Annotated in this window: 19 protein-coding genes; 9 read left to right on the top strand and 10 right to left on the bottom strand. The window is 62.0% G+C overall.

Going from position 1 to position 15766, the window contains the following annotated elements; translation table 11 throughout:
- A complete protein-coding gene (locus tag QMA15_RS01075; RefSeq protein WP_046379079.1) occupies positions 1–963 on the top strand; it encodes an SDR family oxidoreductase in 963 nt (320 codons plus the stop codon).
- A complete protein-coding gene (gene fadD11 / locus QMA15_RS01070; RefSeq protein ID WP_279163600.1) occupies positions 960–2762 on the top strand; it encodes a fatty acid--CoA ligase FadD11 in 1803 nt (600 codons plus the stop codon). Before QMA15_RS01075 ends, fadD11 begins: the two co-directional genes overlap by 4 nt.
- On the opposite strand, the gene QMA15_RS01065 is transcribed toward fadD11, so the two are convergent.
- The 5 genes from QMA15_RS01065 to QMA15_RS01045 form a co-directional block, all read right to left on the bottom strand.
- A complete protein-coding gene (locus tag QMA15_RS01065) occupies positions 2738–3823 on the bottom strand; it encodes an ATP-binding cassette domain-containing protein (RefSeq protein ID WP_279163599.1) in 1086 nt (361 codons plus the stop codon). The genes fadD11 and QMA15_RS01065 overlap by 25 nt on opposite strands.
- A complete protein-coding gene (locus QMA15_RS01060) occupies positions 3820–4629 on the bottom strand; it encodes an ABC transporter permease (RefSeq protein WP_020970514.1) in 810 nt (269 codons plus the stop codon). The genes QMA15_RS01065 and QMA15_RS01060 overlap by 4 nt, the downstream gene beginning before the upstream one ends.
- Positions 4626–5435: a molybdate ABC transporter substrate-binding protein gene (gene modA, locus QMA15_RS01055; RefSeq protein WP_279163598.1), complete on the bottom strand. Its 810-nt coding sequence runs from the start codon at positions 5433–5435 to the stop codon at positions 4626–4628. The genes QMA15_RS01060 and modA overlap by 4 nt, the downstream gene beginning before the upstream one ends.
- Positions 5436–5459: 24 nt before the next feature.
- A complete protein-coding gene (locus QMA15_RS01050; RefSeq protein ID WP_003940157.1) occupies positions 5460–5855 on the bottom strand; it encodes a TOBE domain-containing protein in 396 nt (131 codons plus the stop codon).
- Positions 5856–5980: 125 nt separating this feature from the next.
- The gene (locus tag QMA15_RS01045; protein ID WP_020908828.1) at positions 5981–6559 is read right to left on the bottom strand and encodes a carboxymuconolactone decarboxylase family protein; all 579 of its coding nucleotides are present in this window, start codon (positions 6557–6559) and stop codon (positions 5981–5983) included.
- A 135-nt stretch (positions 6560–6694) separates the two neighbouring features.
- On the opposite strand from QMA15_RS01045, the gene QMA15_RS01040 reads away from it, so the two are divergent.
- Together QMA15_RS01040 and QMA15_RS01035 are read left to right on the top strand one after the other, a co-directional pair.
- Positions 6695–7885, top strand: coding sequence for a pyridoxal phosphate-dependent aminotransferase (locus QMA15_RS01040; RefSeq protein WP_021332189.1), 1191 nt, complete (start codon positions 6695–6697; stop codon positions 7883–7885).
- Positions 7882–8892: an AraC family transcriptional regulator gene (locus QMA15_RS01035; protein ID WP_019744973.1), complete on the top strand. Its 1011-nt coding sequence runs from the start codon at positions 7882–7884 to the stop codon at positions 8890–8892. The genes QMA15_RS01040 and QMA15_RS01035 overlap by 4 nt, the downstream gene beginning before the upstream one ends.
- Here QMA15_RS01035 and QMA15_RS01030 read toward each other — a convergent pair.
- Together QMA15_RS01030 and QMA15_RS01025 are read right to left on the bottom strand one after the other, a co-directional pair.
- On the bottom strand, positions 8889–9314 hold the full coding sequence (locus tag QMA15_RS01030) for a VOC family protein (RefSeq protein ID WP_003940409.1): 426 nt from the start codon (positions 9312–9314) through the stop codon (positions 8889–8891). The two genes, QMA15_RS01035 and QMA15_RS01030, sit on opposite strands and share 4 nt — an antisense overlap.
- 57 nt (positions 9315–9371) lie before the next feature.
- Positions 9372–9812 (bottom strand): Lrp/AsnC family transcriptional regulator, encoded by a 441-nt coding sequence (locus QMA15_RS01025; RefSeq protein ID WP_020970517.1) that lies wholly within the window; start codon positions 9810–9812, stop codon positions 9372–9374.
- A gap of 79 nt (positions 9813–9891) precedes the next feature.
- Between QMA15_RS01025 and QMA15_RS01020 the strand changes: the two genes are divergently transcribed.
- The 3 genes from QMA15_RS01020 to QMA15_RS01010 all read left to right on the top strand — a co-directional run bounded on the left by QMA15_RS01020 (position 9892) and on the right by QMA15_RS01010 (position 12237).
- Complete coding sequence (locus tag QMA15_RS01020) at positions 9892–10629, top strand: AzlC family ABC transporter permease (RefSeq protein WP_020970518.1); 738 nt, start codon at positions 9892–9894, stop codon at positions 10627–10629.
- Positions 10622–10951: an AzlD domain-containing protein gene (locus QMA15_RS01015; protein ID WP_003940007.1), complete on the top strand. Its 330-nt coding sequence runs from the start codon at positions 10622–10624 to the stop codon at positions 10949–10951. The genes QMA15_RS01020 and QMA15_RS01015 overlap by 8 nt, the downstream gene beginning before the upstream one ends.
- A gap of 140 nt (positions 10952–11091) precedes the next feature.
- Entirely contained in the window at positions 11092–12237 is a 1146-nt protein-coding gene (locus QMA15_RS01010) for a HoxN/HupN/NixA family nickel/cobalt transporter (protein ID WP_084325183.1), read from the top strand.
- 22 nt (positions 12238–12259) lie between these two features.
- Here the strand turns inward: QMA15_RS01010 and QMA15_RS01005 are convergent, their stop codons facing one another.
- Positions 12260–12628, bottom strand: a complete 369-nt coding sequence (locus tag QMA15_RS01005) for a hypothetical protein (RefSeq protein WP_042952746.1) — start codon at positions 12626–12628, stop codon at positions 12260–12262.
- Between the two features lie 136 nt (positions 12629–12764).
- On the opposite strand from QMA15_RS01005, the gene QMA15_RS01000 reads away from it, so the two are divergent.
- The gene (locus tag QMA15_RS01000; protein ID WP_211917445.1) at positions 12765–13139 is read left to right on the top strand and encodes a hypothetical protein; all 375 of its coding nucleotides are present in this window, start codon (positions 12765–12767) and stop codon (positions 13137–13139) included.
- Positions 13140–13427: 288 nt separating this feature from the next.
- Here QMA15_RS01000 and gap read toward each other — a convergent pair whose 3' ends face one another.
- Positions 13428–14423 (bottom strand): type I glyceraldehyde-3-phosphate dehydrogenase, encoded by a 996-nt coding sequence (gene gap / locus QMA15_RS00995; protein WP_047889893.1) that lies wholly within the window; start codon positions 14421–14423, stop codon positions 13428–13430.
- Between the two features lie 22 nt (positions 14424–14445).
- Complete coding sequence (locus tag QMA15_RS00990; RefSeq protein WP_081328939.1) at positions 14446–15024, bottom strand: TetR/AcrR family transcriptional regulator; 579 nt, start codon at positions 15022–15024, stop codon at positions 14446–14448.
- 129 nt (positions 15025–15153) lie between these two features.
- Between QMA15_RS00990 and QMA15_RS00985 the strand changes: the two genes are divergently transcribed.
- Entirely contained in the window at positions 15154–15738 is a 585-nt protein-coding gene (locus tag QMA15_RS00985; RefSeq protein WP_256063208.1) for a hypothetical protein, read from the top strand.
- The last annotated feature ends 28 nt before the right edge of the window (positions 15739–15766 follow it).

Here is a 15766-nt window from a genome sequence, read left to right as displayed (position 1 = left end):
ATGACGGGACGCATGTCCGCAATTGCGGGAACAGTCCGCGATCTGGGCATTCCACTGCCCGGACGCCGAATCGACTACGACGTCGCCGGAAAGGTCGTGCTGATCACCGGCGGAGGCGACGGTATCGGTTCCGCGCTGGCGCGCACTCTCCACCGGCGTGGGGCCACCGTGGCGCTGGTCGACGTCAACGAAAGTTCATTGGCAACGGCCGAGCGCTCATTCGAGTCACAGCGAGTCGTGACGGTGACGGCCGATGTCCGAGATCGGGACGGCATGACCGCAGCCGTGCAAACGATCATCGAGCAGCTGGGCAGAATCGACGTCGTGGTGGCCAACGCCGGAATCACCCCTCCCCCGGCAACATTGCGCCAGATCGATCCCGACGCATTCGATCGCGTGCTCGACGTCAATCTCACCGGCGTCTTCAACACAGTGCATCCGACCATCGACGAGGTGATCCGCAACAGTGGGCACATCGTCGTCGTGTCATCGGCGGCGTCGTTCGCCCCCGGTTTGGGCGGCGCTTCGTACATGATCAGCAAGGCTGGGGTCGAAGCGCTCGGCCGGGCGCTGCGTCTCGAGGTTGCCGGTTACGGCGCCACTGCCGGCATCGCGTACTTCGGGATGGTGGATACACAACTTGCACGCGCCACACTCGACGACGACGAGATCGGGCGCAAACTCGACGCTCGACTACCCGGTCCCCTCCGTCATCGAATCTCCCCAGACCGTGCCGCCACGGTGATCGCAGACGCGATCGCGCGCCGCGCCGCGCGGACCCTTGCCCCCGCTGCCTGGGAACCCTGGGCGTGGGGACGCGGATTCATCAATGTCCTGGCCGACGGCTATCTGGCCAGGGACAAACAGGCACACGACCTGATCCGCGAACTCGAAGACAGAACCACCGCTGCGGCCCCGACGAATGCATCAGCCCTGACAAAGGCATCCAGGAGAACATCATGACCACGTTGTGTGCAGCCTTCCAGCGAGTGTCGGCGGTAGCGCCCGACGCGGTGGCCCTGCGAGACATCGGCGATGCGCGAACACTGACGTGGCGCGAGTACGCCGAACAGGTCCGCGAGGTTGCCGCGGGATTGGCCGGAATCGGCGTGGGACACGGCGATACGGTTGCCTTGATGATGAGTAACCGCATCGAGTTCTATCCGATCGACGTCGGTGCCCAACATCTCGGCGCGACGTCCTTCTCCATCTACAACACGTCGGCACCCGAAGCCATCCGTTACATCCTCGCCAATTCCGGTGCACGGGTTCTCGTCTGCGAAGACCGGTACGCGGATACGGTCCGCCGCTCAGGCGCCACACTCGAGACGATCGTCGTCGTCGACGCGCCATCGCATGTCCACCAGCCCGGCACCGTGACCCTGGAGCAGATGAAGAATTCTGCCGCATCGGATTTCGATTTCGAGGGCACCTGGCGTGCGGTGAAACCGAACGACGTCGCCACGTTGATCTACACCTCCGGCACGACCGGCAACCCCAAGGGCGTCGAGACGACTCATGCATGCCTGTTGTTCGAAACCAACGCCGTAAGCGCTGTACTCCCCGTCGAATTCGGCGACCGCATCACCTCGTACATGCCGTCGGCGCACATCGCCGATCGGCTCACCTGCCTGTACATGCAAATGGTGTTCGGCACCCAGATCACTGTCGTACCGGATCCGAGCCAGGTAGCGGCCGCGCTTCCGGACTGTCGCCCCACGATCTGGGGCAGCGTCCCCCGTGTGTGGGAAAAGCTGAAAGTTGCAGTCGAATCGGCTGTCGCCAACGAACCGGACGACGCGCGGCGAGCGGCGTTGCAGTGGGCACTCGACGTCGGTCGCACTCGTCTCGCGCACTTACGAGCCGGTGAAACAGTCCCCGCCGAACTGGAAGCGGACTACGCCCGAGCCGATACGATGGTCCTGTCCGCTCTGCGTGCGAAACTCGGCTTTGCCGAACTGAAGTGGGCCATCTCTGGCGCCGCACCGATTCCGCCGGACACGTTGGCATTCTTTGCAGCCCTGGGAGTTCCGATCTCGGAGATCTGGGGAATGTCCGAGCTGACATGCATCGCGAGCACCGCGCCGGCCGAGCCGACCAAGCTCGGAACGGTCGGAAAGTTACTCCCAGGCATGGAAATGCGCATCGAGGCGGACGGCGAGCTACTGGTTCGAGGCCCGTTGGTCATGAAGGGGTACCGCGGCGAACCGGCAAAAACGGCCGAAGCGATCAGTGCAGACGGGTGGCTCTCGACCGGAGATGTCGTCACCGCCGACGCGGACGGCTACCTCACGGTGATCGATCGTAAGAAGGAGTTGATCATCAACGCGTCGGGAAAGAACATGTCACCGGCCGCCATCGAGACGGCAGTGAAGACGTCGTCGTCGTTGATCGGTGAGGTCGTGACGATCGGAGACGGCCGAAAGTTCAACACAGCGTTGATCACACTCAGCGCCGACGCCGCGGTCGGAGCGGCACGCTCACTGGGACTTGCGGCCGAGGCCGCGGTACTCGCCAAGGACGCTCGGATCGTCGACGTCGTTGCAACTGCTGTCGCCGAGGGAAACTCGCGTCTGTCGAGGGCCGAGCAGATCAAGCGGTTTCACGTACTCACCACGTTCTGGGAGCCAGGCGGCGACGAGCTGACACCGACGATGAAGCTCAGGCGCAAGCCGATAGCCGAGAAGTACGCGTCCGAAATTGCAGCCCTCTATGCGGATTCGGTCGTAGAGGACGTCTACGAGCCTGCGCCCTGCGCATAGATCAGCGTCTCGGTGGCCTTGACCACAAACGTAGCGGCCGATCCCGGAACCAGATCGAGTTCGGCCGCTGCGCTCGCCGTGATGTCGGCAGACAAGCCCGGCTGGCCGGCTTCGTCCTCGGCTCGGACTCGGACGACATCGCCTCGGTTTTCGATCTCCGCGATCGTGACTGCAAACGCATTTCGTGGGCTGCCGTGCGGCGGATCCAGGAAGACCGACACTGCTCGCGGCTCGAAGACCGCCACGGCGGCACTGCCGGCCGGTAGGTCGGTCTCCGTCTGGCCCGCGATATCCACCCCGACCGGACTTCTGAGCACTCCGTCTCCGGCCATCGTGCCGCTGCGCAAGTTGATCCCGGCGATGCGTGCTGCGAATGCACTACGCGGGCGGGTCAGAACTGTTCGTACGTCACCACGTTCGACGACCCGGCCACCGTCCATGACGACAACCGTGTCGGCCAGCGCCAGTGCGTCCAGAGCGTCGTGCGTGACGAGTACGGCAGTGCGATCGCCGGTCCTGAGCACTCGGCGCAGTAACGACCGCAGCGCGGGGGCGGAGGCGACATCGAGCGCGGACATCGGTTCGTCGAGTAGAAGCAGTTCGGGTTCAGCAGCCAATGCCCTCGCCACTGCAACCCGTTGCGCTTGGCCACCGGAGAGTTGTGAAGGCTTGCGGTCAGCCAAATCGCCGGCGTCGACTGCCTCCAGCCAATGGCGCGCGGACTCGGCGGAATCGCGACGCGACCGCCCTGCACTGCGCGGCGCGAACGCCACGTTCGCAGCCGCACTGAGATGGGGAAAGAGAAGTGCCTCTTGCGCGAGTAGGGCAGTGCCGCGCCGATGGGGTGCCAACACGACTCCCCTACGGGTATCGGTGAGAACGCGGGAATTGAGTTCGATCAACCCGCGCCGCGGATGATGCAGTCCGGCAACCGCCGCCAGTACCGTCGACTTGCCGGCGCCGTTCGGCCCGAGGATGGCGGTCACCTCGCCCGCCGCTACGTCGAACGTCGCAACGACGTCGCGCTCCGGAATCTCGATGTCGACGTGGAGGCCACTCACAACGAACCCGCCGATCCGCGTCCACGCACCGCAACCACGATGACCACCGCGACTACAACCAGCACCAGCGAAAGCGCCACCGCTGCATCCGGATCGGTCTCACGCTGGAGATAGATTTCCAGCGGCAGGGTACGCGTCACCCCTTGCAGACTTCCCGCGAAGGTCAGCGTCGCACCGAATTCCCCCAGCGCTCGAGCGAAAGCCAGAACTGCCCCTGACACCAGACCGGGAAGCACCAGCGGCAGAGTCACCCGGCGAAGCACGGTGGTCGGGCGGGCTCCGAGCGTCGAGGCAACGGCCTCGTATCTTGTACCCGCAGTGCGTAGTGCACCTTCGAGGCTGACGACGAGGAACGGTAGCGCAACAAACGTCTGCGCCAGGACCACCGCGGTTGTCGAGAATGCTATCTGGATGCCGAGCACTTCCAACTGCTCACCGATCAACCCTTTGCGCCCGAACGTGTACAGCAACGCGATACCGCCCACCACGGGCGGCAGAACCAGCGGGAGCAGAATCAACGATCGAAGAACGGACAGTCCCCGAAAATGACTGCGCGCCAATACCGCGGCCATCGGTACCCCGAACAGGATGCACAGCAGCGTGCTCATTGCCGCTGTCTTCAAACTCAGTTTCAACGCGGCAACCGACGATTCGGAAGTCACGAGTTCCCAGAACTGCGACCACTGCACGGTGGCCAGCATCGCCGCCAAGGGCGCGATGACAAACGCTCCGCCGATCAGCGCCGGAAGGTAAATCCATACCGGCAACCCGAGCGGAGCCCGGACTGCCGGTCTTAGGTGTGTCACGGGGCAGCGAATCCCGCGTCACTCAGAACTGCCAGGCCCTTGGGCCCCTTCACGAGATCGACGAATTTGGTTGCCGTTCCCGAATTCTTCGAATCCTTCAGCACCGCAATCCGGTACAGGTTGACCACCGTGGTGGCTTCCGGGAACGCGACCGTCTGCACCTTGTCACCCGCGGACTTCGCGTCGGTGACGTAAACGATGCCGGCATCGGCCTGCCCGGACGTCACCTTGTTGAGAACGTCCGTCACCGACGATTCCTCACTGACGGGCGAGAGGGTCTCACCTGTGGCCGTCTCGACCTTCTTCGTAGCCGAGCCGCACGGGACCTGCGGAGCGCAGATCACCAGTTGTGTCCCCTCCTTTGCCAGATCTGCGAAGGACGCGATGCCCTTCGGATTGCCAGGCGGTACAACGATCGTCAAGGTATTGCTCGCGAAATCCGAGGGCGACCCCGCGACGACACCGGCATCGGTGGCCTTGGTCATGTTGGCGGCGTCAGCCGAGGCGAACACGTCAGCCGGTGCGCCCTGGGTGATCTGGGCGACGAGATCCGAGGACCCGGCAAAGCTGAATGTGACCGATGAACCGGGGTTCTCGGACTCGAACTCCTTGCCGAGTTCGGTGAAGCTGTTCTTGAGTGACGCCGCCGCGAAGACGGTGATGCTTCCCGTGGCACTGTCACTGGAAGTGGTCGTGGTCGGAGCGGCCGACGACGTCTCCGACGACGAATTGTCGGAGGAACTACAACCGGTCACCAGGGCAAGCGAAAAGGCACCTGCTGCAACAAGTCCGACTACACGCTTCACGAATTTCCTCCAGTATGTTCAGAACTACGGCGTTTCCACGATGACCGTGGTGGCCTTCACGATTGCGACTCCGATACTCCCGACCTCGAGTCCGAGCTCCCGAACCGCGTCGGTACTCATCAACGAGACGACAGTGAAGGGCCCACACTGCATTTCGACCTGGGCCATCACCTTGTCGGTGACGACCTTGGTGACGAGGCCGGCGAACCGGTTGCGGGCCGAACTCGCACCCGTGAGCGGATCGGCGGGTGCGGGTCCGGCGTTGGACCGGGCGAAGCCCGCCAACTCGGCGCCGTCGATGACCTTGCGGCCGGAGTCGTCCGTCGTCGCGGTGAGAAGCCCACCGTCGACCCACCGTCGAACGGTGTCGTCACTGACACCGAGCAGACCGGCAGCTTCGCGGATTCGAATGTTGGGCACCAGGTGATCGTAGGTCGCAAGTGCGGACCTAACAAGCCGAAATACTCCGCAGATGCGTGAACTAGTCAATCATGATCACGTATCTGCGGAGCATTGTCGATAGTTGCCGTAGACGAGTCAGCGCATCATTCTTCGGCCCAGGGCACGCGGCAGGAGTCGGTGCTGAACCCTTGCTCGGTGATACCCAACGCCGAATACATCCGGGCGCGCATGTTTTCGAGCCCGATCTGATAGGTCAGTTCCACGACGCCCGCTCGCCCGAACCTGCGCTCGAGATCCGCGACCTGCTCGTCCGTCACCCCGTTCTCCCCGTGCGGGTCACCGGTCATGGCATCGGCGTAGGCGATCGCGGCCCGCTCGTCCTCGCTGTACTTCGGCGAATCCCGGTAATTCGCGATCCCTTTCAGCTTGTCGATGTCCAAACCGTCCAGGCGCGAGAGCATCGTCCCGAAGTCGACACACCACGAGCAGCCGACAGTCCAGGCGACGCGATAGACGGCCAGTTCACGAATGTTCGACGGCAGCACCTTCGACGCCTTCTGCACGGCCATCTCGTGACGGGCCGCCGCGACGAACAATTTCCGATGGTTGGCCAGGACGGCAAAGGGCTCGGGGACTTCGTCGTACTGCCTGGCGGCGAATTTGTATGCCACTTTGATCAACGGACTGGCTTCTGACGGTGTCACTGCGGGAATGCGAGTCATGGCAAGCCTCCGTATGTTCTGGGGCACCGGATTCGATGCTCTCTACAGAGTTGGACGATGGCGGCGATTCAAACGTGACAAGCACCGCGTCCGAGCGGATGTGAGGATGCGGTGTCAGCCGACTAAGCTGCAAAGATGCCTTCGACGCCCCGCAACCGCACCGTCTCGCGTCTGCAGCCGTTCGCATCCACGATCTTCGCCGAGATGACAGCGTTGGCCACACTTCACGACGCGGTCAACCTCGGTCAGGGCTTTCCGGATACCGACGGTCCTGCGGCCATGCTCGAAGTAGCGCGTCGAGCCATCGCCGAAGGCGTCAATCAATACCCGCCCGGTCCGGGCATGCCCGTCTTGCGCCAAGCCATCGCGGAGGATCGGCGCATCCGCTACGGACTCGACAGTGATCCCGACTCCGAAGTTCTGGTCACCGTCGGCGCCACCGAGGCGATCAGTGCTGCAATTCTCGGACTGGTCGAACCCGGCGAAGAAGTAGTGCTGATCGAGCCGTACTACGACTCCTACGCTGCATCCGTCGCATTGGCAGGCGCTGTGCGTCGGACTGTTCCGCTGGTCGCCGCCGGAGACGGATTCGCGGTCGATCTCGATGCATTGCGCGGCGCGATCACCGCCAAGACGAAGATGCTGATCGTCAACAGTCCTCACAACCCCACCGGCACCGTATTCACCGATCATGAACTTCGAGCGATCGCCGAACTCGCGTGCGAACGCGACCTGATCGTGTTGAGTGACGAGGTCTACGAGCACTTGGTCTTCGACGGCCTCACCCACACACCGATGGCGTCGCTCCCGGGCATGCGTGAGCGCACCGTCACTGTGTCCAGTGCCGCAAAGACTTTCAATGTCACCGGCTGGAAGACCGGCTGGGCGATCGGCCCCCGAGAACTCATCGACGGAGTCCGTGCCGCCAAGCAGTTCATGTCATTTGTTGCCGGTGCACCATTCCAACCGGCCGTTGCCTACGCGCTGACCAACGAACAGCCGTGGGTCGTCGAACTTCGACAGAGCTTGCAAGGCAAACGGGACGTACTCGGAAAAGCTCTGACCGAGGCCGGTTTCACGGTGCATTCCGGCGGCGGCACGTACTTTCTCCTTGCCGACATCAGACCGTTGGGTGAAACCGATGCGGGAGATTTCTGTCGCGCCCTACCCGAGCGTATCGGCGTCGCGGCCGTACCGGTCGACGTGTTCGCGGACAACCGCGACGATTGGAAGCACCTGGTGCGCTTCGCCTTCTGCAAGCAGGACCACATTCTTTCCGAAGCTGCACGCCGTCTCCACCTGCTCCAAGGAGCAGCGCACCCATGACAGCGCGGACCATCCCGACCGCATTCGTCCACCGCTACCTCGCGTTCTCGCCGGACAACGACGTCGATTTGTCTGGTGCACTGCGAGCTGCTGGGATCGACCTGGAGACATTGTCGGACGCTCGCGCGCGGCTGACCCCAACTCAGGTCACCACCTTCATTCAAACCACCTGGCAGATCACCGACGACGAATTGTTCGGCCTCGGATCCGCCCCGGTCCCCCGTGGCACTTTCCGATTGATCTGCCTGACGTTGATCCATTGCCCCGACCTCGGATCAGCGTTCGCTCGAATGTCCGACGTGATCCGTGCGCTACCGGCTCTGGCCCCACTGGCGATCGAAAAGGGCGAGGAAAGCACGCGGGTGAGCTTCGCAGTCCGCGCTCGCGAAGGCGTCGCCGAACCTGATGTCGCAGAACGTGTCACAACCGATTTTGTCCTGATCTTGCTGCACCGATTTTCCGCGTGGTTGATCGGAAAGCGCGTCCGACTTCGGGCAGTCGAATTTCCGTACTCGGCACCGGATGCGCGGTTGGCGCAGGACTACGACTACATCTTCGGAGCGCCGGTCACCTTCGGCGCGCAGCGAGCGGCACTGGAGTTCGACAACTCGGCCATGCGCGCACCGATCATCCAAACCGAGGAGACGTTGGAGGAGTACCTCCGAGAATCTCCGATTCAGCTCATGTCCGAACGCGATTACGACAGCACTGCGTCGGCGCAGGTGCGACGGGTCCTGGAACTTGGGGTGAAGGGGCGAACCTCCACGGCCGAGGAGATCGCCGAGATGCTCTCGATCAGCGTTCCCCATCTGCGTCGACTGCTGCGGCGTGACGGAACATCACTGAATCAACTACGCGAGGAAGTGCTCCGCGACGTAGCCATCGCTGGTTTGCGGCGCGGAGAATCCGTCGAAGTACTCTCGGCGCGATTGGGGTTCTCCGAGCCCAGCGCCTTCCGTCGGGCCTTCAAACGATGGACCGGCGACACTCCGAGTTCGTACCGCTAGCTGACGCAGAACTCGTTTCCTTCGGGATCGGTCATCGTGATCCACACGCTCGGCCCCTGCGCTCCCCGGTGCAGGATCGTCGCCCCCACCGTCTCGAGGTGCGCTGCGACATCCTCGCGCTTGTCGCCCACTCGTATGTCGAAATGGAGCCGGTTCTTCACCGTCTTCGATTCCGGAACCAGTTGGAACAGAACGCGGGGACGTTCGGGATGCTCCGGATCGCTGATGGCTGCACCTTCGCGCCAGACGAGAACTCCCTCGAAGGTCGTGGTGTCAGATTCCTTGGCGTGACCAGCAGCGACGAGGCCCCTGATGAAGTCTTCGTCGCTGGGCTCCGCTGCCCACCCGAGTGCTGCGGCCCACCACTTCGCCTGTTCGTGCGGATGTGCCGAATCTACTGTGACTTGAAATTCGTATCCCATGTTCCGACGTTAACGCCGACCACCGACACCTAGTGAAGGTTCAGCCGAGCCCGGGCATCAGTCGACACTCTTGATGGTCTTCATGGTGATCAGCGATGTCACCCGCGAGACAGCCGGAAGCCCGCTGAGCTTGGTGACCATGAAGTTCTCGTACGTCGCGAGATCTTTCACCGCGACCCGAATGAAGTAGTCGGGAATTCCGAACAACCGCCGACATTCGATCACTTCGTCGAAGGCGGCGACCTGGGATTCGAAGTCCTCGATGGTCGCCTGGTCGTTGACTCCGATCTCGGCGGTGACGATCACTTGAAATCCTCGGCCAAGCGCTTCCTGACTGACGATCGCGCGGTACCCGGTGATGATTCCGTCGGCTTCGAGCTTTTTCACGCGGCGCAGGCAAGGGGACGGTGTCAGACCCACCAGATCCGCCAATTCCGTGTTCGTCAGACTCGAGTCCTGACGGAGGTGAAACAAAATTGCGTCATCCATGGCATCCATCGCACTATTATTGCGCACTGTTCAATATGTGGGCATTCTGAGCAATCGATCACCTCGATCTTTGTTATAGATTTGCGTCGTGATCGAACCAGCATCGTCGACGGCCGCGCCTGCCGTCGAACTCTCGCCGCGAACCCCGGCGTGGCGGCACGCCTTCCAACTGTCGCTGCCGGTCGGATTCGGCCTGCTCCCACTCGGGATAGCCCTGGGCGTTCTTGTGGTCCAACAGGGCCTCAACCCTTGGTGGGCAGTCGCTTTCACCTCGCTGATCTACGCCGGATCGCTGGAGTTTCTCGCCGTCGGAATGGTCGCGGCCATGACACCACTGCCGTACGTCGCTCTGACCGCACTGCTGGTCAACTTTCGACATGTGTTCTACGCCTTGAGTTTTCCGCTGGAAAAGATTCGCAACCCCTTCGCCCGCTTCTACAGCATGTTCGCGCTGACCGACGAGGCCTATGCGATGTCGGTAACTGCCGATCCCAAGGCACTCACCGGACGCGTCATCGTCTACTCCCAGCTGTACCTCCACGGCTACTGGATCGGTGGCGCGATCCTGGGCGCGACGGCAGGACAGTGGATTCCAGATTCGATAGTCGGTCTCGACTTCGCTCTGACCGCACTGTTCGTCGTCCTCTCGATCGAGGCAATTCGCGCACAAAACGGATTCGCGGTGCCGGTCGCTGCGGTCACCTGCGCTCTGGTCGCCCGGCTCGCAGCCCCGGATCACATGCTGCCAATTGCAATGGGCGCCTTCGTGCTCTTCCTGATCGGCCGCTTTGTCTACGACTCACGAAAGGCGAAGATCGATGCCTGACACCTCGTACATCTTTGCGGCGGTCGCAGTCATGGCCGTGGTCACCTTCGCGCTGCGCGCAATCCCCTTCGCCGCGCTCATGCCGCTGCGCTCCTCCGCCCTGGTCGGCTACCTCGGCATCTACATGCCGGCCGGCGTCATGCTGATCCTCGTGATGTATTCACTCAAAGGGGTGTCGATCACCGCCCCGTCTCACGGCCTCCCCGAACTGATTGCAGTGTGTGCCACGATCGCCGCGCACCTGTGGCGAAAGAATGCCGTCCTGAGCATCGTTGTCGGAACGACGATCTACGTTGCGCTGGTCAATACCGTGTTTGCCTGAGCAATTCCCATCCGGGAGCAAAGCAGCTTTACTCCCGGATGGGTGATTTGTAACCTCCAGGCGCTTATCTGAACAGTTGAACACTTATACGATTTCAGTAGGGTGGCCGCCGGCCGCGACTGAAAGATCGGTGAGGTTCGATGTCCACGACAATGACCACGACGGGCACCCGAATCGCCGGCGCTTGGCACAGTCTGGATCGAGGCCAGCGTCGAAGCATCATCGGAATGACCGTCACCGTCGTAGCACTCAACGTCGTCGGGTGGGCAGTTCTGCTCGGTCTGGTTGTCCCCGGCCACTACACGATCGAAGGCAGTGTCTTCGGCATCGGACTCGGTGTCACGGCGTACACGCTCGGCATGCGCCATGCTTTCGACGCCGATCACATCGCCGCCATCGACAACACCACTCGGAAGTTGGTGGCGGACGGCAAGAAACCGATGTCCGTCGGTTTCTGGTTTTCACTCGGACACTCCACCATCGTCTTTGTTCTCGTCGCACTTCTGGCGTTGGGTGTGCGGCAACTTGCCACCAGCCTTTCCGACGACAACTCCGATCTGGAAAAGTGGACCGGCTTGTTCGGCACCACCATTTCCGGAACGTTCCTGATCTTGATCGGCCTCCTGAATCTTTTCTCTCTCATCGGGATTCATCGGGTGTACACGAAGTACAAGGCCGGAACCTTCGACGAGGAACAACTCGAGAAGGAACTCGACAGCCGCGGCGCCCTCAACAAGATCCTGGGCCCGGTGATGAAGATGGTTCGCAAGCCCTGGCACATGTACCCGGTCGGCCTACTGTTCGGACTGGGATTCGACACCGTCACCGAAGTGGGACTGTTGGTGATCGCCGGCGGCGCGGCAGCGACAGGGCTCCCGTGGTATTCGATCCTCGTTCTACCGATACTCTTCTGCGCCGGGATGTCTCTGTTCGACTCGATCGACGGATCGTTCATGAACTTCGCTTACGGTTGGGCATTTGCCCAGCCGGTACGAAAGATCTACTACAACATGGTGATCACCGGACTCTCGGTGGCAGTGGCACTGCTGATCGGGACCCAGGAAATCATCTCGATCTTCACCGACAAACTCGACATTCACGACGGGATTCTCGGCGCCATCGGGAACTTGGATCTCGGCGCGATGGGCTTCATCATCGTCGGACTCTTTGTTGTCACCTGGCTGATCGCCCTCCTCGTGTGGCGGTACGGCCACATCGAAGAACGGTGGCAAGCGCAGTCCGGCGCATCAGTAGCACGACGAGCGACAGCAGACGAAGCGATGTGAGTTCGACTCGGTCTACGCAGAATCATGGGCCACCCGAAAGCGAATAGCTGATGTACGTCTCGCCCCATTTCAGGTACGCGCTCGACGTCGCCTGGCCGCGGATCTGGTCGTTCTGCCACTGGTAGACAGCGCGCCACGGAAATACGGAACTCACTTGTTCCAAGGTGTACTGCTCACGGTGGCCTTGCGCGTATCGCTGTTCGAGGTCTTCACGAGTGCGCGGCGGGAAATTACTGATCAGATAGGTCCGACCGAGAGACTCGATGCGTCCTGGCGGCGCAAAGACATCAGCGCTGCGATAAGTGAAGGCCGCATACAGGTAGGCCGCCACCACAATCGTTGCCAGCGCTACCGCGCCGATCTTGAATGCACGTCGAAGCAGGGTCGGCATGGCTCACAGTACAATCCAATTCTCCTGTCGAGCACATTCAGTGCGTTTCCCACATTTATCGAAAGACGCATCCCGCGGAGTTGGCGAGATGCAATAGTGGAGTTCGAACGGGGTCAGCCCCGGCTAGGAGAAAACGGTGCGGATACGTCATGCGATAGTGGGTGTGGCAATCACGGGACTTGTTCTTGCAGTGGCAGGCTGCGGTAGCGGCGACGGCGAAGCTGCCGAAGGACCAGGGATCGCCGTGGCTGCGGAAACCAAGCAAGTTCCCGACCGCGTGACCGTGCATCGACCTGGCCTCATCGACACCAGCATTTCCCCGTTCGACGTGCCTGCATGGCCTGGGCCGCACCCCTCCGAATTCCTCGAGCCCAACCCGCCGTCGGGCGAGAGCGGTGAGATCGCCGGCGACCAAGCTGCGGCAACGTACGCGGCCTCGCTCGACAACCCCGATGCACTATGGAATGTCGGTGGCACGGTGGAGTGGCTGGTTGTCGATCCGCTTCGGTGAGTGTCTCCACCAGGACGTGCACATCAGCTTGTCCTGAACCTTTCCTGGGTTCTGGCGATGCCAATCAGGTTCGGCAGTTGTGAGCGGGCACTGAAAACGCATCTCGATCCCACGCCCTTGGCCAGTCGAGACGATGGCGGATCGATATTGCGGGCACCATGCCTGGGTATCGTCCGTGCGAGGGTTTCCCAAGGGGCAGCAGTTCTCATCGCACAGCAGCTCTCATCGCACAGCAGCTCTCATCGCACAGCCTCCACGACCGAAGCCTTCCGCCCCTGCGTCTGGTCGCTATGAGCCAACCCGCTGCGAAAGCTCGACGAGCCGGTTCGAGAATCCCCATTCGTTGTCGTACCAGGCGAAAACCTTCACTTGTTCGCCGACGACCTGTGTGAGGGGCGCATCGAAGATTGCCGAGTGGGGATTGCCGACTATGTCGGCAGAGACAAGTGGCGCCTCCGAATAGGCAAGGTAAGACGAGAGTTCGGGAGTCTGCGATGCGACGCGAAACGCTTCGTTGATCTCCACGACAGTCGCCGGTCGTGAGAGATGGGCAGTGAGGTCGGTGATAGAACCGACTGGCACGGGGACGCGCAGCGAGAGTCCGGTCAATTTTCCGTCCAGCTCTGGGATGATCCGCCCGATGGTGGCGGCGGCGCCGGAGGAAGTCGGGATCGTAGACAATGCCGCGGCGCGGGCGCGCCGGAGATCGCTGTGAGGAGCATCGTGGAGGCGCTGGTCGCTGGTGTAGGCGTGGATCGTCGTCATCAGTCCGGACTCGATGCCGAACGCCTCGTGCAGCACCTTAACCATCGGTGCGAGGCAGTTGGTCGTGCAGGATCCGTTCGAGAATACGTCCTCCGACATGTCGAGGACGTCGTCGTTTACTCCGAGTACAACTGCAGGGACATCACTGTCGGCGGGAGCCGAAATGATCACCTTTCGCGCTCCCGCTGTCAGGTGTTGGCGAGCGTTGACCGAGTCCGTGAATCGGCCGGTCGACTCTATGACGACATCGACGCGTTCGGCTCTCCAGGGGATGAGGGACGGCTCGCGCTCAGAGGTGACGCGAATGCGCTTTCCTGCAACGAGAATCGCGTCCCCGTCGACCTCGACGCCGTCCAGATGACCGGACACCGAGTCCCACTCCAGGAGCGAAGCGAGGGTTGCGGCGTCGGCGATGTCGTTGATCGCGACGATCTCGACATCCGCATCGCTGCGTAGCGCAGCCCGCAGGTAGCTGCGACCGATACGGCCGAAGCCGTTGATTCCGATACGAACGGACATTGATTTCTCTTTCTCGAGTTGGTCAGTGATCGGTGCGGAGAGCGGACTGGGCGGCGTCGAGCAGGGAAATGGCTCCACGAACCGCCGCATCCATCGGGCCCTGTTCACCCTGCGCGCGGGCAAGTACATAGCCGCCCTGCAGGACGGCTGCCAGCGTTCGCGCGAGATCCGCCGGGACGATGCTCGTCGGAAGTTCTCCTGCAGCAATCGCGGCAGTGATCGCCCGCTCCCAATGGTTCAGCATGGTGTCGAAGGCATTCGCAACGACTGCGATCAGTTCTGCATCCGTGACCACTTCCGGGTCCTGGGTCATCCGACCCACCCGGCACCCCCGAGTACCCGGCCGCGGCAATGAGAGGTAGCGCTTCATCTGTTCGAGGGGCGAGCCTTCTCCACCCAACGGAGATGACTCGCCCGTCATTTCTCGGGTAACTGCAGACAGCGCCTCTACCGCGAGTTCGTGCTTTCCACTGAAATGGTGATACATGCTGCCCTGGCCAACCCCGGCACGTGTCATCACGTCGCGTGGGCTCGTCGCTGCATAACCGCGCTCCCACAACAGCTCTGCCATCGCACCCGTCAGCTGGTCCTTTGAGTTCACCAATCGACTGTAACAACTAGTATGTACAACCTCAACGTAGGTTCGACCAACAGGCCGGCCGGGCGATTGTGCGGTGATCGACCAGAGCATCGTTGCCGTTCTGGACGTAGCATCTGCAAGACTCCTGAAATGAAGCACGTCGGGCGCGAGGCAGCGGCACGGCTCAACGGGGCCGGGATCGAACTCAGCGAGGGCCTGACCGACGCAGAGTTCGATTCCGTCCACGAACGCTTTGGATTTCACTTCAACCCAGACCACCGCAGCCTTCTTGCCACTGCGTTACCACTTGGCGACCGTTGGCCGAACTGGCGTAGCGCCGACGACCTCGAGTTGGGTACTTGGCTAGATACAGTCACCGAAGGTTTCATCTGGGATGCACTGCATCAACAACCACCGTTCTGGCCGGCATCGTGGGGCAGAATGCCCGCCTCACCCGAGGACGTCACCACAATCGTGCGTCAACAGATCGGAGCGTGGCCGCGCCTTGTCCCGATCTTCGGACACCGCTTCACGCCCGCCGCACCCTCCCCCTCGGGATCGCCGGTGATCTCCGTGTGGCAGACCGATATCGTCTACTACGGGGCAAACCTCCTCGAATATCTCGCCAATGAGTTCCCCCTCGGACAGGGCCGAAAGACACTCTCTCCCATTAGCGTCCGCGTACCGTTCTGGTCCCGATTCATCGAGGCGGCCAACCGCGCGGAATCGATCTGACCGGCCAAAGGTCCTGTTCTGCCTGCCA

It is taken from the genome of Rhodococcus sp. APC 3903 (assembly GCF_030407755.1).
GTDB lineage: Bacteria > Actinomycetota > Actinomycetes > Mycobacteriales > Mycobacteriaceae > Rhodococcus_F > Rhodococcus_F erythropolis.
Note: the sequence above shows the minus strand (reverse complement) of the source record. Positions and strands in the feature narration are given on the sequence as shown.